Origin of the sequence: Algoriphagus iocasae, assembly GCF_014206875.1 — a bacterium.
GTDB classification, from domain to species: domain Bacteria; phylum Bacteroidota; class Bacteroidia; order Cytophagales; family Cyclobacteriaceae; genus Algoriphagus; species Algoriphagus iocasae.
The window spans coordinates 160,854-184,996 of the sequence record NZ_JACIJO010000001.1; the positions used below are offsets into that span (position 1 = coordinate 160,854).

The 24,143-nt window shown below is 39.8% G+C and carries 24 protein-coding genes; 9 read left to right on the forward strand and 15 right to left on the reverse strand.

The window, feature by feature from the left end:
• Positions 1 to 53: 53 nt before the first annotated feature.
• Together FHS59_RS00685 and FHS59_RS00690 are read right to left on the reverse strand one after the other, a co-directional pair.
• Positions 54 to 698 carry an O-methyltransferase gene (locus tag FHS59_RS00685; protein WP_184492495.1) on the reverse strand — a complete coding sequence of 215 codons (645 nt, stop codon included), beginning with the start codon at positions 696 to 698 and terminating at the stop codon, positions 54 to 56.
• Between the two features lie 2 nt (positions 699 to 700).
• A complete protein-coding gene (locus tag FHS59_RS00690; RefSeq protein ID WP_184492496.1) occupies positions 701 to 1,930 on the reverse strand; it encodes a M16 family metallopeptidase in 1,230 nt (409 codons plus the stop codon).
• A gap of 119 nt (positions 1,931 to 2,049) precedes the next feature.
• Here FHS59_RS00690 and FHS59_RS00695 point away from each other — a divergent pair, with 119 nt between their 5' ends.
• Positions 2,050 to 3,339 carry an aminopeptidase P family protein gene (locus FHS59_RS00695; RefSeq protein ID WP_184492497.1) on the forward strand — a complete coding sequence of 430 codons (1,290 nt, stop codon included), beginning with the start codon at positions 2,050 to 2,052 and terminating at the stop codon, positions 3,337 to 3,339.
• A 53-nt stretch (positions 3,340 to 3,392) separates the two neighbouring features.
• On the opposite strand, the gene FHS59_RS00700 is transcribed toward FHS59_RS00695, so the two are convergent.
• From FHS59_RS00700 to FHS59_RS00745, 10 genes are all read right to left on the reverse strand, one after another.
• Positions 3,393 to 4,559, reverse strand: coding sequence for a DUF4221 family protein (locus tag FHS59_RS00700; protein WP_184492498.1), 1,167 nt, complete (start codon positions 4,557 to 4,559; stop codon positions 3,393 to 3,395).
• Between the two features lie 268 nt (positions 4,560 to 4,827).
• Positions 4,828 to 5,658 (reverse strand): translation elongation factor Ts, encoded by an 831-nt coding sequence (gene tsf / locus FHS59_RS00705; RefSeq protein ID WP_184492499.1) that lies wholly within the window; start codon positions 5,656 to 5,658, stop codon positions 4,828 to 4,830.
• Between the two features lie 180 nt (positions 5,659 to 5,838).
• On the reverse strand, positions 5,839 to 6,600 hold the full coding sequence (gene rpsB, locus FHS59_RS00710; RefSeq protein WP_184492500.1) for a 30S ribosomal protein S2: 762 nt from the start codon (positions 6,598 to 6,600) through the stop codon (positions 5,839 to 5,841).
• A 33-nt stretch (positions 6,601 to 6,633) separates the two neighbouring features.
• Positions 6,634 to 7,020 carry a 30S ribosomal protein S9 gene (gene rpsI / locus FHS59_RS00715; RefSeq protein WP_184492501.1) on the reverse strand — a complete coding sequence of 129 codons (387 nt, stop codon included), beginning with the start codon at positions 7,018 to 7,020 and terminating at the stop codon, positions 6,634 to 6,636.
• An 11-nt stretch (positions 7,021 to 7,031) separates the two neighbouring features.
• Complete coding sequence (gene rplM, locus FHS59_RS00720; protein ID WP_184492502.1) at positions 7,032 to 7,475, reverse strand: 50S ribosomal protein L13; 444 nt, start codon at positions 7,473 to 7,475, stop codon at positions 7,032 to 7,034.
• Between the two features lie 180 nt (positions 7,476 to 7,655).
• Positions 7,656 to 8,366, reverse strand: a complete 711-nt coding sequence (locus FHS59_RS00725) for an RluA family pseudouridine synthase (RefSeq protein WP_184492503.1) — start codon at positions 8,364 to 8,366, stop codon at positions 7,656 to 7,658.
• 105 nt (positions 8,367 to 8,471) lie between these two features.
• The gene (locus FHS59_RS00730; RefSeq protein WP_184492504.1) at positions 8,472 to 8,954 is read right to left on the reverse strand and encodes a hypothetical protein; all 483 of its coding nucleotides are present in this window, start codon (positions 8,952 to 8,954) and stop codon (positions 8,472 to 8,474) included.
• 121 nt (positions 8,955 to 9,075) lie between these two features.
• Complete coding sequence (locus FHS59_RS00735; RefSeq protein WP_184492505.1) at positions 9,076 to 10,155, reverse strand: sensor histidine kinase; 1,080 nt, start codon at positions 10,153 to 10,155, stop codon at positions 9,076 to 9,078.
• 1 nt (position 10,156) lies between these two features.
• Positions 10,157 to 10,846, reverse strand: a complete 690-nt coding sequence (locus FHS59_RS00740) for a response regulator (protein WP_184492506.1) — start codon at positions 10,844 to 10,846, stop codon at positions 10,157 to 10,159.
• Between the two features lie 151 nt (positions 10,847 to 10,997).
• Positions 10,998 to 11,789, reverse strand: coding sequence for a DUF3108 domain-containing protein (locus FHS59_RS00745; RefSeq protein WP_221444419.1), 792 nt, complete (start codon positions 11,787 to 11,789; stop codon positions 10,998 to 11,000).
• Between the two features lie 179 nt (positions 11,790 to 11,968).
• Between FHS59_RS00745 and recA the strand changes: the two genes are divergently transcribed.
• Positions 11,969 to 12,997 carry a recombinase RecA gene (recA, locus tag FHS59_RS00750; RefSeq protein WP_184492508.1) on the forward strand — a complete coding sequence of 343 codons (1,029 nt, stop codon included), beginning with the start codon at positions 11,969 to 11,971 and terminating at the stop codon, positions 12,995 to 12,997.
• Between the two features lie 51 nt (positions 12,998 to 13,048).
• Here recA and FHS59_RS00755 read toward each other — a convergent pair whose 3' ends face one another.
• The gene (locus FHS59_RS00755) at positions 13,049 to 14,296 is read right to left on the reverse strand and encodes an ABC transporter permease (RefSeq protein WP_184492509.1); all 1,248 of its coding nucleotides are present in this window, start codon (positions 14,294 to 14,296) and stop codon (positions 13,049 to 13,051) included.
• 126 nt (positions 14,297 to 14,422) lie between these two features.
• On the opposite strand from FHS59_RS00755, the gene queA reads away from it, so the two are divergent.
• The 5 genes from queA (at position 14,423) to FHS59_RS00780 (ending at position 19,067) form a co-directional block, all read left to right on the forward strand.
• On the forward strand, positions 14,423 to 15,472 hold the full coding sequence (gene queA / locus FHS59_RS00760) for a tRNA preQ1(34) S-adenosylmethionine ribosyltransferase-isomerase QueA (RefSeq protein ID WP_184492510.1): 1,050 nt from the start codon (positions 14,423 to 14,425) through the stop codon (positions 15,470 to 15,472).
• Between the two features lie 107 nt (positions 15,473 to 15,579).
• Complete coding sequence (locus tag FHS59_RS00765) at positions 15,580 to 16,260, forward strand: 2-C-methyl-D-erythritol 4-phosphate cytidylyltransferase (RefSeq protein WP_184492511.1); 681 nt, start codon at positions 15,580 to 15,582, stop codon at positions 16,258 to 16,260.
• 191 nt (positions 16,261 to 16,451) lie between these two features.
• Complete coding sequence (locus FHS59_RS00770; protein WP_184492512.1) at positions 16,452 to 17,279, forward strand: LiaF transmembrane domain-containing protein; 828 nt, start codon at positions 16,452 to 16,454, stop codon at positions 17,277 to 17,279.
• A gap of 31 nt (positions 17,280 to 17,310) precedes the next feature.
• Positions 17,311 to 18,351 (forward strand): sensor histidine kinase, encoded by a 1,041-nt coding sequence (locus FHS59_RS00775; protein WP_221444420.1) that lies wholly within the window; start codon positions 17,311 to 17,313, stop codon positions 18,349 to 18,351.
• On the forward strand, positions 18,348 to 19,067 hold the full coding sequence (locus tag FHS59_RS00780; RefSeq protein WP_184492513.1) for a LytR/AlgR family response regulator transcription factor: 720 nt from the start codon (positions 18,348 to 18,350) through the stop codon (positions 19,065 to 19,067). Before FHS59_RS00775 ends, FHS59_RS00780 begins: the two co-directional genes overlap by 4 nt.
• Before the next feature lie 36 nt (positions 19,068 to 19,103).
• Here the strand turns inward: FHS59_RS00780 and FHS59_RS00785 are convergent, their stop codons facing one another.
• Positions 19,104 to 19,325 carry a DUF2795 domain-containing protein gene (locus tag FHS59_RS00785; protein WP_008202749.1) on the reverse strand — a complete coding sequence of 74 codons (222 nt, stop codon included), beginning with the start codon at positions 19,323 to 19,325 and terminating at the stop codon, positions 19,104 to 19,106.
• Positions 19,326 to 19,409: 84 nt separating this feature from the next.
• Positions 19,410 to 20,657 (reverse strand): DUF349 domain-containing protein, encoded by a 1,248-nt coding sequence (locus FHS59_RS00790; protein WP_184492514.1) that lies wholly within the window; start codon positions 20,655 to 20,657, stop codon positions 19,410 to 19,412.
• Between the two features lie 130 nt (positions 20,658 to 20,787).
• Here FHS59_RS00790 and ettA point away from each other — a divergent pair, with 130 nt between their 5' ends.
• Positions 20,788 to 22,467 carry an energy-dependent translational throttle protein EttA gene (ettA, locus tag FHS59_RS00795; protein WP_184492515.1) on the forward strand — a complete coding sequence of 560 codons (1,680 nt, stop codon included), beginning with the start codon at positions 20,788 to 20,790 and terminating at the stop codon, positions 22,465 to 22,467.
• 835 nt (positions 22,468 to 23,302) lie between these two features.
• Positions 23,303 to 23,944: a CPBP family intramembrane glutamic endopeptidase gene (locus tag FHS59_RS00800; RefSeq protein WP_184492516.1), complete on the forward strand. Its 642-nt coding sequence runs from the start codon at positions 23,303 to 23,305 to the stop codon at positions 23,942 to 23,944.
• Positions 23,945 to 24,143: the final 199 nt, after the last annotated feature.

Sequence of the window (24,143 nt, forward strand, 5' to 3'; positions counted from 1 at the left end):
TAAATCTTGTGCTCAGCCTCTTTTTAGCAAAAATGATTCCCTTTTTGAATTCCTTATAATTTTCTCGCCATCATGATTCCATCCCTGATAGGAAGGAGCACATTTTCCACTCTTGGATCCTCGTTTATTTTGGCGTTAAAGTCCAAAATTGCCTTGGTATCCTTGTCGATTTTTTGGCCTTTTTTGACCAAAACTTTTCCTGACCAAAGTACATTATCAGCCATGATAATTCCTCCCTGACTGGTTTTATCAATGATTAAGTCAAAATATTTTTCATTGTTGATCTTATCAGCATCAATGAAAACCATGTCAAATGGCCCTTCCAAATCCGGTAAAATATCCAAGGCATTTCCCAGTCGGTAATCGATTTTTTCAGCCAGACCACTTTCTTCAAAAAATTCCCTCACCATAGTTTCCAGCTCATCATTGATGTCCATGGTGATCAACTTTCCACTTTTTCCTAGCCCTCGAGCTATGCAAATCGCAGAATAACCAGTGTAAGTACCGATTTCCAAAGCGATTTTTGGATTAATCATTTTGGTGAAAAGTTCAAGCATTTTCCCTTGGAGGGCACCAGAAAGCATCCTGGGTTTCAGAACTTTCAGTTGGGTCTCTCTGTCGATTTTTCGGAGTAATGCATCCTCTTGGGTGCTATGATTTTCGCAGTAGAGTGATAGATCTTCTGAGATAAAATCCATAATTATTGAGGCTTGTACGTTAAAAAACTCATGTTTTCAGGAAGAAAGATTTCCATGGCAATCTCCTGAAGTTCATCAGCACTGGTATTTCTAATTTTATCAAAGATACTTTCGAGCGGGTCAACTTTCCCATGATCCAAGAGGCTTTTTCCATAGACCAGCATCAAGCCGGCATAATTCTCCTCTGCCATGGCCATTTGACCAATCGCCTGTTCCTTCGCCATGTGAAGTTGGACTGTCCCAAGCTTTTTAGTTTGGAGCTTGTACATCTCTTTCATTACCAAAGACTGGGCTTTTTTGAGCGTTTTCTCTTCGGTGCCAAAATAGACTCCAAAAAAACCGGTGTCTGAAAAAGGAGAATAAGAAGATTCTATGTTGTAGACGTAGCCGTATTTCTCTCTCAATGTCAGGTTGAGTCTGCTATTCATGCTTGGTCCGCCCAGAATATTGTTGAGCAAAAACAATTTGTATCTGTTCGGGTCATGAAGAGAATAAGCAGGCCTACCTATGGCACAAAGGGATTGGGTGATTTCGCGCTCTACCGTTTTTACTTTGGGTTGATAATTTTGAAATCCGTTCCGGACATACAAGCTTCTTTTTTCCTGGATTTCCTCCAGAGGTCTTTCTATGATTTTCAGCGCTTTGGCAAAGCTGATATTTCCTACAACCGAAAAAACAATTTGGGAAGTATCTAATCGGGTAGAAATAAAATCTATAAAGTCCATATGGGAGAAATTCCCGACTGTGGTCTCTGTGCCCAGGATATTCCGACCCAATGCATGGTTTTCAAAAACCAATTCATCTAGCTCATCCTGAATGGAATCTTCCGGAGAGTCCCGATACATGGCCATCTCCTCTAAAATAACCTGACGCTCTTTTTCGATTTGCTTTTGCGGGAAAGTGCTGTTGAAGGTAATGTCGAATAGCAAATCTGCGGCTTTCGCATAATGCTCTTTGAGCGTGGAAGCATAAAAGCAGATCTTCTCTTTGGTAGTATAGGCATTTAGTTCACCTCCCAATGACTCCAATCTGTTCAGGATATGAAAAGTTTTTCTTTTCTGTGTCCCTTTGAAAGCCATATGCTCCCAAAAATGGGCTAAACCTTCCTGTTCTTTGGTTTCGTCCCGGCTTCCGATATTCAGAATAAATCCACAATGAACCAGCCTGGTATGTGAAACTTCCTGATGGACAATGCGGATGCCGTTGCTTAATTCCTTGATGTTTAAATCCATAGTTGCTTACCCTGTCGGTAAAATACAAAGAAAAGCATCAATTTGTTTCCCTCCTTGTTTTCCTCTCCTTTTGAGTTAGATTTTAGTAACTTCGGCTTTGTAAAAATCAGAACAGATTTATGAAATATACGCCCTTACCTTCTAGTTTATATAGTAAAAACCGAGCAAAGTTTGCTTCCAAATTGAAAGCAAATAGTGTTGCGATTTTTAATGCCAATGACATCATGCCGACCAATGCGGATGGTACGATGAAATTCAGACAGAACAATGATTTATTCTATCTCTGTGGTATAGATCAGGAAGAAACGATTTTATTGATCGCGCCTGATTGTCCAAATCCAGCAATGAGAGAAGTGCTTTTCCTTCGTGAGACCAGTGAGTTAATTGCTATCTGGGAAGGCCACAAATACACCAAGGAAGAGGCTGAAGAGGCGTCTGGAATCAAGAATATTCAGTGGTTATCTAATTTTGACCAGATTTTTAATACGGTCATGGCGCTTTCAGAACGGGTTTATCTGAATACTAATGAGCATCTAAGAGCTGGTGTGGTGGTAGAAACCCGAGATGCGAGATTTATCAAAACCTGTAAAGCTCAATTTCCTCTTCACGAATACGAGCGGGCAGCCCCAATAATGCATGAACTGAGAGGAGTAAAGGAGCAGGAGGAAATCGATCAGTTACAGATTGCCTGCGATATCACCAATAAAGGCTTTAGAAGAATTTTAAAGTTTGTCAAGCCGGGTGTGACGGAATATGAGATCGAAGCAGAATATCTGCATGAGTTTGTAAGAAACCGAAGCAAGGGCTTTGCTTATGAGCCAATCATTGCATCAGGTGGCAGTGCCTGTGTATTGCACTACTTAGAGAACAACAAGGAGTGTAAAGGTGGTGAGTTAATCCTGATGGACGTGGGAGCAGAATACGGGAATTACAATGCCGATATGACTAGAACAATTCCTGTGAATGGAAAATTTACAACTCGTCAAAAGGCTGTTTATAATGCCGTTTTGAGGGTGAAAAATCAAGCTTCCAGCATGCTAATTCCAGGACAAAATATCCAAGATTACCATAAAGAAGTAGGTTTGATCATGCAGAGTGAATTGATTGGTTTAGGGTTGATCGATCAGACGGATATTAAAAATCAGGATCCGAATTGGCCAGCGTATAAAAAGTACTTTATGCATGGCACTTCCCATCATTTGGGACTCGATGTGCATGATGTCGGTACCATGCATGGCCCAATCAAACCGGGAATGGTATTTACCGTGGAGCCTGGGATTTATATCCCTGCCGAAGGAATGGGAATCCGATTGGAAAACAATATTGTCGTACAGGAAAACGGCTATCTGGATTTAATGGGAGATATTCCGGTTGAGGCAGATGAGATCGAAGAGTTGATGAATTCCTGATTTTAAAAGAATCAAAACAAAAATCCCCTCCAAAATCAATTGGAGGGGATTTTTTATGGCTTTTCTTTTTCTGAATACTCCAATAGCACAAATGACATTTGATCTTCACTGTTTTGAGGATTCAAAGGATGATTTGTCGATAGATAAATTCCTTTTTCAGTGATAAAATAATCGAATGGATGGTACTGATTTGCCTCAAATGCAGTTTCTGAAATCAAATTCAGATCACTGTCAAAAACCTGAATGGAAAATGGCCCGGAATGATTCCGCATATCATTCACTGGAACTGACTCATCTTGCTCATATTCATGAAATGCAAAGCGTATAAATACATCTCTGAATGGGTCGTAATCAAGACTTTCATAATGGGGGCTGTAATAGGAATACTTTCTAAAAATCAAGCCATCTGCATCTATGGGGACTGTTGGAAGTTTTTCAGGTAAATAGGCGCTTTTCCCATTTTTGAACTGAAGCGAGTCTCCAAGCTCTGAAACATAAAACATCCGATGGTCACCAAATAGTGAGAACGCAAGTTTATCGGCACCATGGGAAATCGAGGCTTCAAAAGGCTTTAAACCATCTGGCATGTAATCTTTTGGGAATTTGAGATTTAAAAAGTGGGTTTCTCCAGACTCTAGGTCAATTTCATATACCAGTTCTTTCGTTTGTAGGATCTCCTGGGTCATTTCACGAATGGATCCAAAATAATGGGTTTTTACAATCAGCTTTTTTCCATGCAAGTGGGGAGGGCTTTGAAAGTAAGCGTTGTGAACAAAAGCGGGACTATATCGCTCTGGAGATTTGTATTGAATAGAATTAATGATTTGTCCTGAGGTATCTATAAGAGTAATCTGTGATTTTATCTGATTAAAGAGGAAAATACTATCCTGACTTAGAACATGGATTCCCATAAGGTCTAATACACCATTTGGACCATCTCTTTCAAGTTTCAAATTTTTGACCCTTTTTTTCTTTTCAATGTCATAAATCTGAATGCTATTTTCTTTCCAATTTTGACTAAAAAGAAGGTTTTCTTTGGCAAAATAAAAAAGGCCGTCACTAATATTGGAAGTGGATTCATCCACAGGAAGAACAAGGACTTCTGAACTGGTTTTTAATTCTAGGTTAGGCTTTTTCTGTTCTTCTGGGTTACATGCTATACAGATAATTGTAAACGCAAATACAAATATGGAATGTGTTTTTTTAGTGTAAAAATGCATTGAAATGATTTCTGTCTGGGATAATGAGTTAAAAACTGATTACTAAAAGTCCAACTAATTGGAGAGTGTAAATAGGTTGTTGCTTTTCAATAATTGTAATAAAAAGAGAATTGAATTGGTCATTTAAAGGAAGAACATTTCGGGTAATTAGAATGAGCAAGATACCTTAAGGTATAAATTAATAAAAGAATAGTTGTGAATTATTTAAAACAAAAATCCCCTCCAAAATTAATTGGAGGGGATTTTTTTATGTTCGAATCGGAATTAATTACCCGATAGATACTCTTTTGAAAGCAGAAACTATCATGCCTTTGCTTACGCTGTCAAGGTATTGTGCGATAGACTTAGAGTTGTCTTTCACAAACTGCTGGCTCAACAAAGTATTTTCTTTGTAGAACTTGTTCAATTTACCCATAGCGATTTTCTCAAGCATTTCTTCAGGCTTACCTTCCGCTCTAGCTTGCTCTTTACCAACTTCGATTTCTCTTTCTACTACTGTAGAATCTACACCGTCTTTGTCAACAGCTACTGGATTCATCGCTGCAATCTGCATTGCTACGTCTTTTCCAGCTTCTTCTACGTCTGCACCAGAAGTGTTTACCAAACCCACCAAAACACCTAATTTACCATTAGAGTGGATGTAAGGAACAACTGCTTCAGCACTTACTACTTCGTAGTTAGAGATTTCGATTTTCTCTCCGATTTTACCGGTCATCTCTACGATTTTCTCAGCAACGGTGATGTTTTCGAAAGGCAAAGCGTGAATTTCTTCCACTGTGTTTGCACCAGCAGCTACAGCCATGTTCAAAAGTGTGTTAGCAAATGCTACGTATTCTTCGTTTTTGGCAACAAAGTCAGTTTCGCAGGTCAAAGAAAGCAAAGTTCCTTTCGCTCCGTTTTCAGAAACGCTTGTTACAACTACTCCTTCTTTAGTTTCACGATCAGCTCTAGATGCTGATACTTTCTGACCTTTTTTTCTAAGAATGTCCACTGCTTTTTCGAAATCGCCTTCCGCTTCAGTCAAAGCTTTTTTGCAATCCATCATACCGGCACCGGTCATTTGTCTCAGTTTGTTTACTTCTTGTGCAGTAATTGCCATTGTATTATCGGTTTAAATATTAAACGGGATATTTTTATTGATTCGCAGGTTTTGAAGCTGCGTTAAAGGTAGTTTTAGAGACAGGGAGGAAAATTTGCTTCCCTATGTCTTTTAAACAAAAAAATTGAACATAGGCCGAAACCTTATGTTCAATTTTTAATATTTCAAATCAAGTGTGGATTATTCTTTAGTTTCGGCGTCCACAGCTTTTTTAGCTTCTTCCTCTTCAGAAAGTTTAGCTTCTTCTTTGTCCTTCTTTCTTTCGGAAAGACCTTCTTCTATAGCTGCACCAAACGCTTTCACTAGCAAGGATACGGATTTGAATGCATCGTCATTAGCAGGGATAGGGAAATCCACCTCATTTGGGTTAGAGTTCGTATCTACCAATGCGAAAACAGGGATACCAAGCTTTTTTGCTTCAGCAATAGCGATGTGTTCTCTTTTGATGTCAACAACGAAAAGGGCTGCTGGAAGTCTGCTCAAGTCAGCAATACCACCTAAAACCACTTCCATTTTGTCTTTCTGACGAGAAACCATCAGACGTTCTTTCTTAGCTAAGTTCGCATAAGACTCTTCCTTCATCAATTTGTCCAATCCGGACATTTTTTTCAAGGACTTTCTGATAGTAGCGAAGTTGGTCAACATACCACCTAACCATCTTTCGGTTACGTAAGGCATGTTTAGACGCTGAGCTTCTGCTGCTACTAGGTCTTTTGCTTGTTTCTTAGTAGCTACGAACATCACTTTTTTGCCTGAGCGTACTACCTGCTTGATTGCGTTAGATGCTTCGTCGAGGCAAGCAAGCGTTTTATTTAGATCGATAATATGGATCCCGTTTTTCTCCATGAAAATGTATGGAGCCATTCTTGGATCCCACTTTCTCGTCAAGTGTCCGAAGTGAACACCAGCATCTAGTAAGTCTTTATATTCTAATTTGGCCATAATATATAGTGTATATCCTGAAGTAAATCCAGATTAACGTTTTGAGAACTGGAATTTTCTTCTTGCTTTTCTACGTCCTGGCTTCTTACGTTCTACCATTCTAGGGTCACGAGTAAGGAAACCTTCTTTTTTCAACGCTGGTCTGTGCTCTGCGTCAAATTCGCACAAAGCTCTAGAGATAGCCATACGAGCAGCTTCCGCTTGCCCTTTGATACCACCACCGTCTACATTGATTTTAATGTCATAATTACCCTCTACGCCAACAAGAGCCAATGGCTGCTTCACAACGATCTGGTGTAGATCAAATGGGAAGTAAACTTCAATTGACTGATTGTTTACGGAGATTTCACCTTTTCCTGGAGCCATGTAAATTCTGGCTACAGAGGTCTTTCTTCTACCGATTGTGTTGATCATTTCCATGATTTAGACGATTAAAGGGTGATAGTTTTAGGCTGCTGTGCTTCGTGTGGATGCTCAGATCCATTGTACACGTACAAGTTGCCGTATAATTTTCTTCCCAATCTGTTTTTAGGCAGCATGCCTCTTACAGCTTTCTCTACCAAAATAGATGCAGACTTGTCTTTCAACAATTTTGGGGTAGAAATACGCTGTCCGCCTGGATAACCTGTGTGTCTCACATAAACTTTGGAGTTCCACTTATCACCAGTTAAACGAACTTTGTCTGCGTTGATCACGATGACATTGTCACCACAATCTACGTGAGGAGTAAAGCTTGGCTTTGTCTTACCTCTTAAGATTTTTGCGACCTCACTCGCCAATCTACCCAAAACTGCAGCTTGGGCATCCACTACGACCCATTGCTTTTCTACAGTCGCGGCATTGGCTGATATGGTCTTATAGCTCAAAGTATCCACTGTGTAACTGTTTAATTTTTAGCTTGTTAAATTTATTTCACCCTCAAAAAGGGACACAAAGATAGAAGTATTTTATTTTTCATGCAAAATATTTCCATTACTAAGTCCTAATTTTCATAGCCTTAGCCCAAAATCCCTCTCAGGAGATTGATTTTCGATGCTTTTTTTCAATAAAATTTTTTAGGCGGTTTTTTCTAACTGTTTGACCAGTACCTGAAAATCTTTTGGATAGGGAGCTTCGATTTTAAGCTTCTTCCCATCCACTCCTTCAAATTCTATTGAAAAGGCATGTAGAGAAACCCTTTGCATGATGGGTAGCTCTTCCGTGTCCTTTTTAAGATTGAAGCGGCGCTTGAGTGAAGAAAGTAACAAAGGTTTGCCTCCATATAAAGTGTCTCCACAAATGGGTGACTTCAGGTAAGCCAAATGAACCCGGATCTGATGCAACCTGCCTGTTACAGGCCTGCATTCTACCAAGGTGTGCGCATAATATGTTTTCAACGTATTGAAATAGGTCTGCGCAGGCTTGCCGTCTTTACTTACTTTGGCGATTCCTTTTTTTGTGGCGATAAGATTTCGGTCTACCAGCTCATTGCTGAATTCCTTGATCCCCTCTACCACTGCATGATAGACCTTGTCCACTTTCCTGCTTTCAAACTGCATGGCCAAATGCCTGTAAGCCACTGGATTCTTGGCAATCACTAGACATCCTGAAGTTTCCTTATCCAATCTATGGCACAGTTGTGAATCGGGGGTGTGTGCCTTGGCTAAGTCTAAGATGTTCTGCGCTTCGTGTCTATCGTCTAAGCTTGATAGGTACGGCGGTTTGTTGATTACCAGGTAATCCTCGTTTTCAAACAGAATAAGATTTTCAAAATCTACTTTCTTCATGGATTCTCCTGCCTCTTCAAAGAGGCTGCAAAAGTAGGGAAATGGAAGCGCAAAAAAAAATCCTTCAATTAAGAAGGACTTTAGCAGCCAAATACTACAGTTGAATTATTGCCTTTCTTTAATGATGGTGAATCCTCGTCCCTTAGTAGCTGTTTCACCATCCCATTTTAATTCCCCTAGATAATAGACTTTTTGGACAATGACACTCGATGCATTATCATGGATTTCTGCTTGAATCGTGTCGGCTTCTGTCTCATTCCATTGGATAACTGTTTTTTCTGAATCTAGAACCAATGCCATGATATAATCTCTATCAAATTCAGGTGGATCAATTCGGAAATTTCGCGGCATGTCCAAGTGGGCCTCATAAAATTCCTCCATATTCCCATTTCGCTCATAAAAAATTTTGATATCTCTAAAATCATAAGCTCCTTCTTGTTTTGGATCCAGCAAATTATTGCCTTGTTTATCTACAACCGTGATAAAGGCCATCATATCAACAGTGAAAAATTGCGGCTGTTCATTTTCCTTACAGGAGCTATTCAATAGTACTAGTAATATTGAAACTATAGAAATTAGATTTTTCATGAGAAAAATTGATCAGTTTTCCTAAACTAATAATTTTGTTTTAAAAAAAACTAATAGTTGATTTTGTTTAAGCCTCAGAATTAAGTACCTCTTTTCCGAAACAATCTGGAATTATTGAAAATTATACTGGTTGACTTACTTTTGCTTTTTGATCCTGAGATTCATTTTTAACCAAAGGCAGCGAGAAACTAAAAATTGAACCTTTCCCCACAGTAGAACTCACAGAAATTTTGCTTTTGTGCCCTTCCAGAATATGCTTCACGATCGCTAATCCCAGTCCGGTGCCGCCTTCTTTTTTATTTCGACTTTTCTCTACTCGATAGAAGCGCTCAAAAATCCGCTTCAGATCCTCAGGAGGGATTCCCTGTCCATCGTCTTTGATGTCTACCTGAATATTGTTTTTGCCTGTCTTAAGACTGACTTTTACCTGTCCTTTGTTATTGTTGTATTTGACGGCATTGAAAATCAAGTTCTGACAGACCCGGTAGATTTTTTGTCGATCTGCTGAAGTGATGTAGTTTTTTCCTTCTTCGAAATCAAAAATAATCTCCACATCCCTTTTTGAAGCTTTATGCTCCAATTGGTCAATCACCTCAATAATCAGGTCTTTTAAATCAAACTGGGTGAATGTGAATTTGATCACCCCGCTTTCCATTTGATTCAATGTCAAAAGATCCTGTACCAATACATCGAGGGAATCCAGGCTTTTGGCTGCCCGCTTCAGGAATTTCATCCGCACCTGCTTGTCATCGATAGCTCCATCCAGAAGTGTATGGATATATCCTTGGGTCGCAAAAATCGGGGTCTTTAACTCATGTGAAATGTCAGCAATAAACTCCCTTCGAAACTCCTCGTTTTTCTGGAGTGTCTCAATTTCTTTTTGCTTAGTCAAAGCATAAGAGTTGATTACCTTATTGATCCTTCGGAGAGGAGAAATGGATGATTTGGAGGACTTATCGCTGATTTCGGAAAAATCCTTTTTCTGGATTTTCTCCAGCAAGGAATAAATATTTCCGATTTCCCTAAAAATCAAAAACTCCAAGGTGATATTGGCGAGCAGGTAAGCCACCGAAAATGAGATGGCTCCAGCTACCAATAGAATAGTGGCATTGGTTGTATCCAGTAATGACAAAAAAGCAGTCACCATGGCGCTGATAGCCAGTGCCAGTATGAATGCAATACCACGGGAATTTGTAAGCATCTTAGCCTAAGTCGAACTTGTATCCTACACCTTTTACAGTAGTGATATAGTCTTCTCCGATTTTTTCTCTGACTTTTCTGATATGTACGTCCACTGTCCTTGCCAAGACAAACACATCAGCTCCCCAGATATTTTGGAGAAGTTCATCTCTACTGAAAACCATATTAGGGTTTTTAGCCAGGAAATACAATAATTCAAATTCCTTCTTTGGAAGGGTGATGGTTTTACCGGATTTATCAATCGTGTAACTGCCTCTATCAATAGTCAGATCTTTGATTTTAATCTGAATCTGTTCCTGTTCTTTTTTGGACTCTCTTCTAAAGAGTGCAGCAATTCTGCTCATCAGGGCTCTAGGCTTGATCGGTTTGGTGATATAATCATCCGCTCCCACATCAAATGCTGCCACCTCCGAATATTCTTCCATCCTTGCTGTCAGGAATATCACAAAGGCATTTTTAAGCTCAGGAATCTGTCTGATCTGTAGACAAGTTTCTACTCCGTCCTGACCTGGCATCATGATGTCCAATAAGATCACGTCCGGTACAAATTTAGATGCAACTTTCACGGCTTTAATCCCATCTTCCGCAGTGGCTACTTCATAGCCTTCTTTTTGGAGGTTGTATTTCAGGATTTCAACAATGTCCGGTTCGTCATCTACTACGAGAACTTTGATTTTCTGCTTATCGCTCATGCTGGCATTTCTTAATAATTCGCTTAAAAATAAGGAATATTTGAAGATAGAAGCCAAATAAAAAGGATGTTGTGGTTTCGATTTTCAAAGAATCCAATGTTTTATTCTGCCTTCCTTACCTTAGGTTAAGTTATGGTTAAGGCAGCTTTATTTAATTGTTTCGCAATCCTTTCGCGTTGATGATATCAAAATTCAAAGAGCCTAAAAATAAATTGGCTTTGATTTTTACAGGGATTTTATTCTGATCCTTAGTTACCCAGACTTTGACAGGATACTCTCCTCTAAATAATTTGTTTTTTGGAATCTGTGGTGAGAAAATATATGTGTCCTTGATGCCGATTTCTGTTTCCAGTCGCTCCGTCCCTTCAAATATTAACTTTATGTTATATATCTCTTTATCGAAGAAACCTTTGATTAAAACCACCTCACCAGGCTTCATGTTCTCAAGATTCAGGGTTCTCAAATAATAAAAACCACTCACTAAATCCTGGATAGGCCCAGGTAAATCGTACTCTTTAGCGCTCTTGAGAGTTTTATTGTCTTTTTCATAAAGCTCCACCAGGGCTTTTCCGTTTTTCTGGTCAAAAAACACCTTCTCATGTTTTCTATATTTCCCCTCCTCAATATTTTGATAGAAAAGAGAAGGAAGTACGGTATTGGTGTCTAGATAAGTACCCCAGTTATCATTTACTTTTCCGAAAATGGTAGCTGCTCCTTTGGTCTTTCCGTAAACATCGATCTTATAATGAGGTCGATTGTTTTGAGTATGACTGCGTCGATTGATTTGGAGTTTGGCATCTGCAAGATTTAGCCAGCCATAACTCACTTCAAAGTTTAGTTCTTCGCCAAAAGTAAAAGCATCATTATCCGGATTTTGTTGGGAAAATGCACTGGAACTCCACAGAAATAGGATAAGGAAAAAAATGCCGGGTAGTTTTCTCATACATTTTATTGACAATACCTGACGAAAATTGAGTTTTTCAAAAGGTATTACGAAAAAAAGAGTCGTTTGGTGAATAAAATTACGAATTTGGCCATCGAAAACAATGGCTAATTCTCCTTTGGTAATGGCATGTTGTTTAGTTAATTTCACCTACTATAGATTCTTTTAAACGAAAACTCATGAGTAATAACGCAGAAAAACTGAAAGCCCTCCAATTAACCATCGATAAGTTGGAGAAAACCTATGGAAAAGGTACTGTGATGAAGCTTAGCGACAACAAAGTACTGGATGTTCCTGCTATATCCACAGGTTCTCTTGGGCTAGATATGGCACTGGGTGTGGGCGGAATTCCGCGGGGCCGGGTGATCGAGATTTATGGCCCAGAATCTTCTGGTAAAACCACACTGACAATGCATTGTATCGCCGAAGCCCAAAAGGCGGGAGGTTTAGCTGCGTTTATCGATGCTGAACATGCATTCGACAAAACCTATGCCGAAAAACTTGGGATTGATACAGAGAACCTTCTGATTTCCCAGCCAGATAACGGTGAGCAAGCACTTGAAATTGCCGAACATTTAATCCGTTCTGGAGCTATTGATATCATCGTCATTGACTCCGTTGCAGCTTTGGTGCCAAAGGGAGAATTGGAAGGAGATATGGGAGATTCTAAAATGGGACTTCAGGCAAGATTGATGTCTCAGGCACTTAGAAAACTTACTGGAGCCATCAATAAAACCGGTTGTTCATGTATTTTTATCAACCAATTGAGAGAGAAAATCGGAGTGATGTTCGGAAATCCTGAAACAACTACAGGTGGTAATGCACTTAAGTTTTATGCTTCTGTGAGATTGGATATTCGTAGAATTGGTCAGATCAAAGAAAGCGCGGATAATATTCTAGGTAACCGTACCCGTGTCAAAGTGGTGAAAAACAAGGTGGCTCCTCCTTTCAAAGTGGTTGAATTTGATATCATGTATGGGCAAGGAATTTCCAAAGTAGGGGAGATAATCGACCTGGGAGTGGAGTTTGATATTATCAAAAAAGCAGGATCTTGGTTCTCCTACAATGGGGAAAAGTTAGGCCAAGGAAGGGATTCTGTTAAAAATATCCTTCTTGATAATCCTGAATTAATGGAGGAACTGGAAGTGAAAATCAAAGCTGCTGCTGGATTAAATGCAGCTCCTGCGGCATTAGAGGAGGATGAATAAACTCAAAAGCTTATAAAAAAAAAGGGAGCAGAAATGCTCCCTTTTTTATTTTTAGTTAGTTCGTATCGCTTCGACCGGATCCATCCTGGCCGCCAAAGTAGCTGGGACAATACCGGAAACAACTCCAATGGCAGAGGAAACACCTAAGCCGAGGACAATATTTTTAAAGGAAAGTATCAGTTCTAAGGTCCCCAACTGGATAAAGCTGAGTCCAAAAACTATCAAAATACCAGTTATCCCACCGATCAAACTTAGGAATACGGCTTCAAATAAAAACTGGAATAAAATAAAGTAGTTTTTTGCCCCGAGAGACTTTTGAATTCCAATGATATTGGTTCTTTCCCGAACGGAAACAAACATAATATTCGCGATTCCAAAACCACCGACAAGGATGGAGAATCCACCGATTACCCAGCCTGCAATAGAGATTACGTCAAATATCGAACCGATCGCATTCTGGATAAATTCTGTCTTGTTCAGCGCGAAATTATCTTCCTCAGTAGGTTTTAGCCCTCTTTTGGCTCTCAATAAACCGGTCATTTCGTTTTCCAAAGAGACCAAGCCTATGTCTTCTTCATTTCCTTTGGCAGCTATTGTTGGTTCTATCCCATTTCTACCGGTGTAGAACATTTTATTGAAAGCTCCATAAGGAATAATGCAGGCTTCATCTTTTGAAGGAGCATCAAATAGTCCTTCTCCTTCTTCTTCGAAGACACCAATGACAGTAAACTTGATACCTTTAATTTTAATTTCCTTGCCTAAAATAGGGAGGTTAGGATATAGCGTATTTGCGATTTTTCTTCCGACAATTGCGATATTTCTAGAAGCATTTATTTCTGATTCCTGAAAATACCTGCCTTCTTCCAAGGGCAATTCATACACATCCTGATAGGTGTATTCTATTCCTGTCAGTTGCATTCCTTGATAGGCATTGCTTCCTGCCTGTACAGTGGTACTAGCAGATGCAGAGATGGTCACTGCTTCGGCCGATTTCAATCTTTCCTGAAGAAACTTGTATTCAGCAATTGTACTGGGTGGTCTTCTGAAATACTTCCACCAAGGATAATCCTGTGGTCCACTTGCAAATGGGAAACGTCCAACCATCATGACATTGGTTCCCAGAAATGAAAAGGAAGACTTAATGTTATTCTCCAACGAATCCACCAAAGTGAATACTGCTATGATGGCAAAAATACCAATCGTAACACCGAGGAGCGAAAGGATAGTTCTGGTTATATTGGCTCTTAAAGCAGTAATTGCGAACCTAAAACTCTCCCATGTGAGTTGGAAAAAGAGCATGCTTTTAATAGTTGGTTAAAACAATTTGTCAAGATAGCTGAATTTGGGCATTATTGTTATTATCTTTGCATTTTTTAGAGTTAATCTAAAATAAACAAATCAAGCTCAGACATCTAAAGCTTTCCTATGAAATTATCAGATTTCAAATTTGACGTTCCAAAAAAATTAGTATCCCTTTATCCAACAGAAAACCGAGATGAATCCCGTCTCATGGTCTTGCACCGTGACACTGGAAAGATCGAACACAGGGTTTTCAAAGATATCATCGAGTACTTCGGTGAAGGCGATGTTTTTGTTACAAATGACACGAAAGTTTTTCCTGCCAGATTGTATGGAAACAAAGAAAAAACCGGTGCTGAAATTGAAGTTTTCTTGTTGAGAGAACTGAATTCAGAATTGAGACTTTGGGATGTTTTAGTAGATCCTGCCCGTAAAATCAGAGTAGGAAATAAACTGTATTTCGGTGATTCTGACCTTGTGGCAGAAGTCATTGACAATACCACTTCCCGTGGAAGAACAATCAGATTTCTATTTGACGGAACTGAAGAAGAATTCCACAAAACCATCGATTCTTTGGGAGAAACTCCTTTGTTAAAAGAGTTTATCGAAAGAAAAGTGGAAGCTGAAGACAGAGAGCGTTATCAGACTGTTTTTGCAAAGAATGTAGGTGCAGTGGCAGCTCCAACTGCTGGTTTGCACTTTACTCCGCATTTGCTGAAAAGACTGGAGCTTCAAGGCGTGGAAGTAACACCGATAACCCTTCACGTAGGTCTTGGTACATTCCGTCAGGTAGACGTAGAAGATCTGACCAAACATAAAATGGATTCTGAAAATTACAGCATCCCTGCAAAAACTGTTGAGTTGGTAAATAAGGCTTTGGATAATAAAAAGCGTGTGGTTTCTGTAGGAACTACTTCTTTGAAAACGGTAGAGTCTTCAGTGACCGCAAACGGTAGATTGAAAGAAAGCGAAGGATGGACTGATAAATTCATTATCCCTCCTTACGAATTCAAAATTGCCAATGCATTGATTACCAATTTCCATTTGCCTGAATCCACTTTGTTGATGACAGCAGCGGCATTCGGAGGATATGATTTGGTGATGAAAGCTTATAAAGAAGCAATCAAAGAAAAATACAGGTTCTTCTCTTATGGAGATGCCATGTTGATTCTCTAAAATATCAGGCTCCTTCGGGAGCCTTTTTTTATTCTTTCACAGTTTGATAATTTGCAGAGGGTATCTGATTCTATTTTTAAAGATACTTTTGTCAAAAATTACAAAAAATGAACAAAGCAGCGATTTTGGTTGCAGGAGGAAAAGGAACCCGGATGGGAGCACCTATTTCCAAACAATATTTACCGATCGGCGGAAAGCCAGTTTTGATGCATACCCTGCAGATTTTTTACGAAGTCGATCCTTCCATTCATTTAATTTTGGTGCTACCGGCTTCTGATTTTTCGTATTGGAAAGAGCTTTGTCAGGAATATGGTTTTAACATTCCCCATCAATTGGTAGAGGGAGGGAACTCACGCTTTCAATCTGTTCGAAATGGATTGGATAGCATTACCTGGGCAGAAGGTTTAGTGGCAATTCATGACGGTGTGCGACCTTTTGTAGCCAAAGAGGTGATCTCTAATTCCTTTTTGGAAGCAGAGAAATCAGGAAGTGGGATTGCGGTGATTGCCTTAAAAGATTCTATCCGAAAACTAGGCGATGATGGCAAATCCTGCTATCAGGAAAGACAATACTTTAGATTAGTGCAAACACCACAGACTTTCTTGCTTTCCAAAATCAAAAAGGCCTTTCAGGTGACAGAAATCCAGCAATTTACAGACGATGCCACGGTATATGAGCATCAAGGCTGGCAGGTGTCTTTGATCGCTGGGAATCCAGAGAATATTAAGATCACCACTCCAGAAGACCTTCAATACGGTGAGTTTTTGCTATCCCAGAGCAAAAAGTAAAATCAAAAACATTTTTACCGACTTTTTTGTGGGCTTTACCGACTTAGGCATTGTCTTGACCTAATAGTCATTTTAGGCTAAGGTAGATTGATATAGTTTTGAGGCATCAGTTTTAATCAAACACTTATGAAATCTAGCTGGGGAATAATTACCAGTAAGAATCATGGGAAAACTCATAAACTATATTCAAAATGAAAAGACATTATTCATCTCAAAATGACGGTGGCATTGTTTTCGGATTTGTAATCCTGGGGATTGGTATCCTTTTGCTGCTAAAGAAGATTGGAATTTTTGTTCCGTCTTGGGTGCTTACCTGGCCAATGATCTTAATTGTCATCGGTGTATTTACCTTGATCAAGCATGAATTCAAAAGCTTATTTGGAGTATTCATGTTGTTCCTGGGTTCTTATTTCCTCTTAAGGAATGAATTTAACATGGACTTTGCCCTCGATAGGTATATTTTTCCGGTCGCTTTGATAGTGCTTGGGGTTTACCTGATCACAAAAAAGAAAAAAGAGAAAGATCTGATCCGGGATATTCAGGCCAAATGGCAAGTGAATCAAAAGAGTAATACCATGGGAACTTCCGCGGAGGAAGTCATAGAGGATCCATCTGACCCAAGCACTGATACAGGAAAAGACACTAAATCCAATTTTGGAAATATGTCCGGCAATTCATTTTCGGATACCTTAAATATCGATGCTATCTTAAGTGGTGTGAACAAGAGGATTTTATCCAAAAACCTAAAAGGTGGTAAATTGACTGCAGCATTTGGAGGAATAGATCTGGATCTGACACAAGCAGATATACAAGGGCCTGTTACCGTTCAGGTAGATGTGATTTTCGGAGGCATGAAGCTGGTAGTTCCACCACATTGGGACGTCCGCGCTGAAGTAAGTAACATCGCTGCGGGAATTGAGGATAAAAGGATTTATAGAGAGTCGGCGATCGATCCAAATAAAGTATTGATTTTGAAAGGAACCGTACTTTTTGGAGGTTTGGAGATTAAATCCTACTAAATAGAACTAGTCAGACTTTAAACTGGAAATTTTGATTTTCAAAGCTTTTTCAAAACCGCAACTTATCAAATATATCATCTCAGGAACCGCCATTGCGTGGTTTCTGGGATGCTTTTTTATTCTGAAGAGTTTTGGAATCGATGAAAACCTCGCTTGGCCAGATGCATTGGCTTTTACAGGAGTTTTCTTGGCAGGAGTTTTCGTGCTGGAGATAATTTTTGGTTTTTATATCCCAAAAGGAAGCAATTCCTGGTTGCTCGTCATTATCCCTCTTTTTCTAAGCTTTGTAGAAATCTGGATTCATAGGATCCTGATGATTTGGCTATTTGGGGAGGAGCAAGAATACCTAGAAATGATTAGAGCCAGTTTTTACCTCCGTTGGGCGATCCTTGCTATCCCTGAAATCCTGATATCCATCATTGCCTTGGTAGTCTCTAAACTCGAACTTCAGGAAGAAGCACAAAAAAGAGAAGCAACGATCAACCTTCTTTCGAAAGAAGCTGAGTTGACCTCTATCAGACAGCAGTTGCAACCTCACTTTTTGTTTAATAGCCTGAATTCCATCAGTGCCTTGGTGGTTTCCCAGCCACAGAAAGCCAGGGAGATGGTGTTGCAACTTTCAGACTTTCTGAGGGGTACGATCCGTAAGGATCATAAAGTTTGGGTGAGCCTGGATGAAGAACTCGGATATTTAAAAATGTATCTGGATATCGAGCGGGTGAGATTCGGACATAGGCTGCAAGTGAGCATTGAGTCGGGGCCTGATGTTCTTGAGATGAAATTGCCTCAGTTGTTGATACAGCCCTTATTGGAAAATGCCATCAAGCATGGTTTGTATGGCATGACAGGTGAAGTAGATTTACAGGTAAAAGCAACCAAGGAACAGAATTATTTAATTATTAGAATAGAAAACCCATTTGATGAGGAAAGTGCCCCGCCAAAGGGAGCCGGGTTTGGTTTGAGTTCGGTGAGCAGGCGTTTGGAACTGCTTTTTGGAAGAACAGACCTTCTCACTTCAGAATCCAAAGAAGGAAGGTTTACCGTCACGCTTAAAATTCCACAATTAAAATGATCAAGACCTTAATCATAGACGATGAGCCTTTAGCGGCCTCTATCGTCCAAGAGTATTTATCAGCATACCCACAATTTGAATTGCTGGAAATATGCCAAGATGGATTTCAGGGGATGAAAGCCATTCAAACGCATCAGCCTGATTTGATTTTTTTGGATGTGCAGATGCCAAAGATCACCGGCTTCGAAATGCTGGAATTGCTGGATGAGCCACCTTCAGTGATTTTTACTACCGCTTTTGATCAATATGCACTTCAGGCTTTTGATGCCAAAGCTATAGATTACCTTCTTAAGCCATTTTCTAAAGCAAGGTTTGATCAGGCGATCGGAAAATTTCTGACCCAGAGTCCGGGTGAAGTGGATCCTTCAATCCATCAACTGGCTGAGAAAAGTAACAGGCTGGTGGTAAAGGTGAAAAATGAAATCAAGATCATTTCTATCAAAGACGTTTCATACTTTGAAGCAGAGGACGATTACATCGCCATTCACAGCAAGGATGGAAAATTTCTGAAAAAGATGACCATGAAAGCTTTGGAAGAATCCTTGGATCCTTCAAAATTCGCCAGAGTGCATAGGTCTTTTATGGTCAACTTAAATGAAGTGACCCAAATAGAACCCTATGAAAGGGAGAATTTTTTGGTGAAATTAAGAAATGGAAAACAGGTGCCGGTCAGCAAATCAGGTTATACCCGGCTTAGGCAAGTGTTAGGATTGTAAGAAAAGTATAAAGCCCCGCATCCCGGGGCTTTAAATTTAATATTCGTCCTCGTTAAAGAAGAAGTCGTCTTTGGTCGGATAATCCGGCCAAATCTCCTCAATCGTTTCATAAGGTTCGCCGTCATCTTCTAATTCCTGGAGATTCTCGACCACTTCCAGTGGTGCGCCAGATCTGATGCCGTAATCAATTAACTCATCCTTGGTTGCAGGCCAGGGAGCATCTTCTAAATAAGAGGCAAGTTCAAGTGTCCAGTACATAGTGTTTATTTAATTAATAGGTGTTCCGGATTTCAATAGGGTTGCAAAATTATCTTTTTTTTGAAATATGCAATCAAGTACTGATTATTTAAAAGAAAGTTGTCTCAAAATATAATTTTTTACGTCCACTTTTCTTTTCAGTCCTGATAGTTTTTTTCGCATCATTATCTCAAAATCCTGAGTCTGAACGCGAAAATTATCTGAATTGTTCTGCATGGTATCCAATTCGGTTTGATCCCGATGCAAAAGGTCTTTTATCAACGCAATTTTAATCTGTTTCTGCTCTTCAACGGGCTTTTCGTCAAAATCGTCATATTTTCCATGTACTAATTTTTCTAAAAATGCCTTTTCAAAAACAATGTCCATGAAAAATTGGAAGGATCTTGCCGTCAGGTTAACCTCTTTCGGCTTTCTCATCGGAAGTTTCTTCCATTCCTCCTGTATTTTTTTGGCTTGCCCGATCAGTTCATAAGTCGTAGGCTGTCCCGCTAATTTCTTGATTTCCTCAGTCAATAGCTCCGCTTTACGGATGATCTCGCGAGGATGCATGGTAGGGCCAGGATTTAATGTTCTCTTATATCTTGAGAAGATCCTGTTGTTTAGCTTCGAAAACTCATCCCAAAGTGGCTGACGCTTTTCTGCAGGTACTTTTCCTGCCGACTTCCACTCTTTCTGAATTTTCTTACTGATTTCAAAGGCTACTTTGGCATCCGGGAAATCATGCGCCTCTCGGGCCTGCACCACCAATGCTTCATATACTTTGATATTTTCTTCGGCCTGAAGCGCCAGACCTTCGTAATAATGTCTTCTGTTTTCGAAGAAATGCTGAACTGCATCATTGAATTTACCCTCAATTTCCTCTTCCAATTCTTTTTCTACAGGACCGGTTTTGATCCAGCGAAGTTTTAGCTCTTTGAAAGCCTCGGTAGTTTCTCTCCAATCTGTATCGTCCTTCAATTCCTCCGCTTCCAGAATCAAAGCATTCTTTAATTCCAGGTTTTTTGCACGGTTGGCCTGAATGATTTCATTAAGAAATTCTTCCTCTTTATTCAGTTCTTCGATGAGAGGGATAAAATCTCCAAGGGCATCCGATTGCATCAGAGAATCTCTCAAATGAATTAATTTCATTAGGAAAGACCCTTTGTTCTGATTTTCGTGAATGTCGGATTTAAGTTTTTCGACCTTTTCTTTCAGCTGTTCAAATCTAGCCTCAAAGTAATTTAAAGTAGAAGCCTCATCTTCTTTGACTTCCCCGATAACCCTGTCATCCTGACCTAAAAATCCCTTTAAATAAACTTTATTGTCTTTGATATATCCATAAGGATGCTCCATTGTTCTACAGTAGGTTAGGTGGTCGTTTTCAATTTTTGGCAAATTAATTAATTCAAAAGCACTTATCCTAAGAAAGGGGTTTTTTTGCCATCTTTACCGTTTAGTGAAATTGTAACGCAAAAATTAACATATGAGTGCAGAAAAAATCATCTTTTCCATGGCGGGGGTCTCAAAAATCTATCCACCACAGAAAAAAGTTTTAAAAGATATCTACCTGTCATTTTTTTATGGAGCAAAAATCGGAGTGCTTGGTCTCAACGGATCCGGTAAATCTTCTTTGCTAAAAATTATTGCCGGAATCGACAAGGAATTTCAGGGTGAAGTAGTTTGGTCGCCGGGATACAGCGTGGGGATGCTGGAACAGGAACCTCAGTTAGATCCTAGCAAAACTGTTAAAGAAGTGGTAGAAGAGGCAGTTGCCGAGACTGTTGCCCTGCTGAAAGAGTTTGAAGAAATCAATGAGAAATTCATGGATCCAGCATTGATGGAAGATCCTGATGCCATGGATAAACTCATCACCAAGCAGGGAGAGGTTCAGGAAAAGCTGGATGCTGCCAATGCCTGGGAACTGGATGTGATGCTGGATAAAGCGATGGATGCGCTTCGACTCCCTCCAAGTGATGCCAATGTGGCAAACCTATCTGGTGGGGAAAAGAGAAGAGTTGCCCTTTGTAGATTATTGCTTCAGGAGCCAGATGTATTGCTGGTCGATGAACCTACCAACCACTTGGATGCGGAGTCAGTACATTGGCTAGAACAACATTTACAGAATTACAAAGGCACTGTCATCGCAGTAACCCACGATAGATATTTCCTGGATAATGTTGCCGGATGGATTTTGGAATTGGATCGTGGAGAAGGTATTCCTTGGAAAGGAAATTACTCTTCTTGGTTGGATCAGAAACAAAATAGACTGAAGCAAGAAGAGAAGACTGAGTCCAAACGTCAGAAGACATTGGAGCGAGAGCTAGAATGGATCAGAATGACTCCGAAAGCCCGTCAGGCCAAAGGAAAAGCGCGTTTGAGCGCTTATGATAAATTAGTCGGAGAAGAAGCAAAAGAGAAAGAAGCAAAACTGGAATTATTTATCCCACCAGGACCAAGATTGGGAGCGAAAGTGATAGAGGTAAATGGTGTTTCCAAAGCTTTTGGAGATAAGTTGTTATTTGAAAACTTGACTTTTGCTTTGCCTCAAGGAGGAATTGTCGGAGTAATTGGACCAAATGGTGCGGGTAAATCTACTTTGTTCAAATTAATCACCGGACAGGAAAAACCAGACGCAGGTCATTTCGAGGTAGGAGAGACGGTACAGCTAGCATATGTGGATCAGGGACATGATATTCTGGATCCGAATAAGACGGTTTATCAAACGATTTCAGAAGGAAATGAATTGATGAAATTGGGCAATAAGGAAGTGAATGCCAGAGCCTACGTTTCCAAGTTCAACTTCGGTGGAGGTGATCAGGAGAAAAAAGTTGGCGTGCTTTCCGGTGGTGAAAGAAACCGGGTTCACCTGGCTTTGACCTTGAAAGAAGGTGGAAACTTATTGCTTCTCGATGAACCAACCAACGACTTGGATGTGAACACGCTTCGAGCTTTGGAAGAAGCTTTGGAAAACTTCGGTGGATGTGCAGTAGTCATTTCCCACGACAGATGGTTCTTGGATAGAATTTGTACGCATATTCTGGCGTTCGAAGGAGATTCTCAAGTGGTTTGGTTTGAAGGCAACTTCTCTGACTACGAAGAGAACAAGAAGAAGAGACTGGGTGATGTGGAACCTAAGAGAATTCGATACAAAAACCTCAAATAAAGTCAGAAGTTTGAAGCCTGCCTACCGGAGGTAGGAAAGAAGTCTGAAAATAGTAGGCAGTCGCAGTGACCAGTAGGCAGTCGCAGTAACCAGTAGGCAGTCGCTAGTTGTCAGCCTGAGCGGAGTCGAAGGCAATTATTCAGAAGACTGAAGCCCGCCTGCCGAAAGGTAGGTCTGAAAATAGTAGGCAGTCGCAGTGACCAGTAGGCAGTCACAGTCTGCAGTTTCATTCTCTGGTTGTCAGCCTGAGCGCCTGCCTGCCGAAAGGTAGGTCTGAAAATAGTAGGTAGGCAGTCGCAGTGACCAGTAGGCAGTCGCAGTCTGCAGTTTCATTCTCTGATTGTCAGCCTGAGCGCCTGCCTGCCAGCTCTTCGAGATTTGTAATCTCGAAGTTTGATCAGAAGATTTGTAATCTTTAAAATCATTTACTTTTCCCTTTTATCCCGGATTAAAAATCCTACGATCTGGGTTCTGGATTATAAATCCAGAACAGCGGAGCGCCTGCCTGCAGAAGGGTAGGTTTGAAATCAGAAATCAGAAGTGAAAAAGATGAAAACCTCCGGTTCGGGAAGAATCGGAGGTTTTTTGCTAAAAAGGGGACTCTCAGCTCTTCGAGATTTGTAATCTCGAAGTTTGATCAGAAGATTTGTAATCTTTAAAATCATTTACTTTTCCCTTTTATCCCAGATTAAAAACTCTAGAATCTAGAATAAGGGTTCTATATCCAGAACTGTGGGTAAAAAAAGCGTTCTAACTTTTTGAAGCTAAATACTTTTTGCAAAGTCTTGTAAATTGAATTTAATTGTTAGTTTTAGAAGATCTTTTTTATTAATGAATGAAAATCTTCTACAAACTCCTCGATTTTTTAAAAAATCCTGAAAAAGCGGCTTCTTATCAGCCCATGAAGCTTTCTGATTTCTTGAGCCTCTTAGTCCTCGTCCTTTTCGTGGTGATTCCATATGCTTATTTACTCGAACTTGCTGGTATGGATCAGTTTGAAAGTGTTTTAGAAGATATTCTAAAAGAAAACAAATGGTTGGTCGCAATTTTTGCCATACTCCTGGCCCCTTTGATCGAGGAACCGGTATTCAGACTTCATTTAGATCTTAAGAAATCATCCATTTGGTGGAGTTTAGTGCTTTCTCTGCTTTTTGCAGCTGCTATTTGGTTTCCCCTCATTTTTGTCGGATATATGATTTTTTTACTTGTAAACGTTTATGATGAAAATCCACCGCCCCTTAAACTGGTTGTCTATGTTTCCGCAGCCTTATTTGGATTGGTCCATATCACCAATTTTAAGGATTTTGATTATGGTCTGTATTTCTACTATATCCCCTTTTTAGTGGGAATCCAGTTTTTGATGGGTTTGGTACTTAGTTATATCCGGCTCAACCATGGCATGAAATGGGCCATGCTATTTCATGGCGTTTACAATGCGGTTTTGATTATTCCATCGATTTACTTTTATGAGCCCTGATAGGAAAGTGAATTGAAGACCTCGCTCCTTGAGATTTATAATCTTTAAAATCACGCACTTTTTCTAAATATCCTGGATTAAAAATCCTACCATCTAGGAACAGGATTACATATCCGAAGGCTATCGCTACTTGAACAAAGAGTACTTTTTTTTAGAATTTTCACTTGAGCCTTCTGAATTTAGAGACTTTGTATTGTCT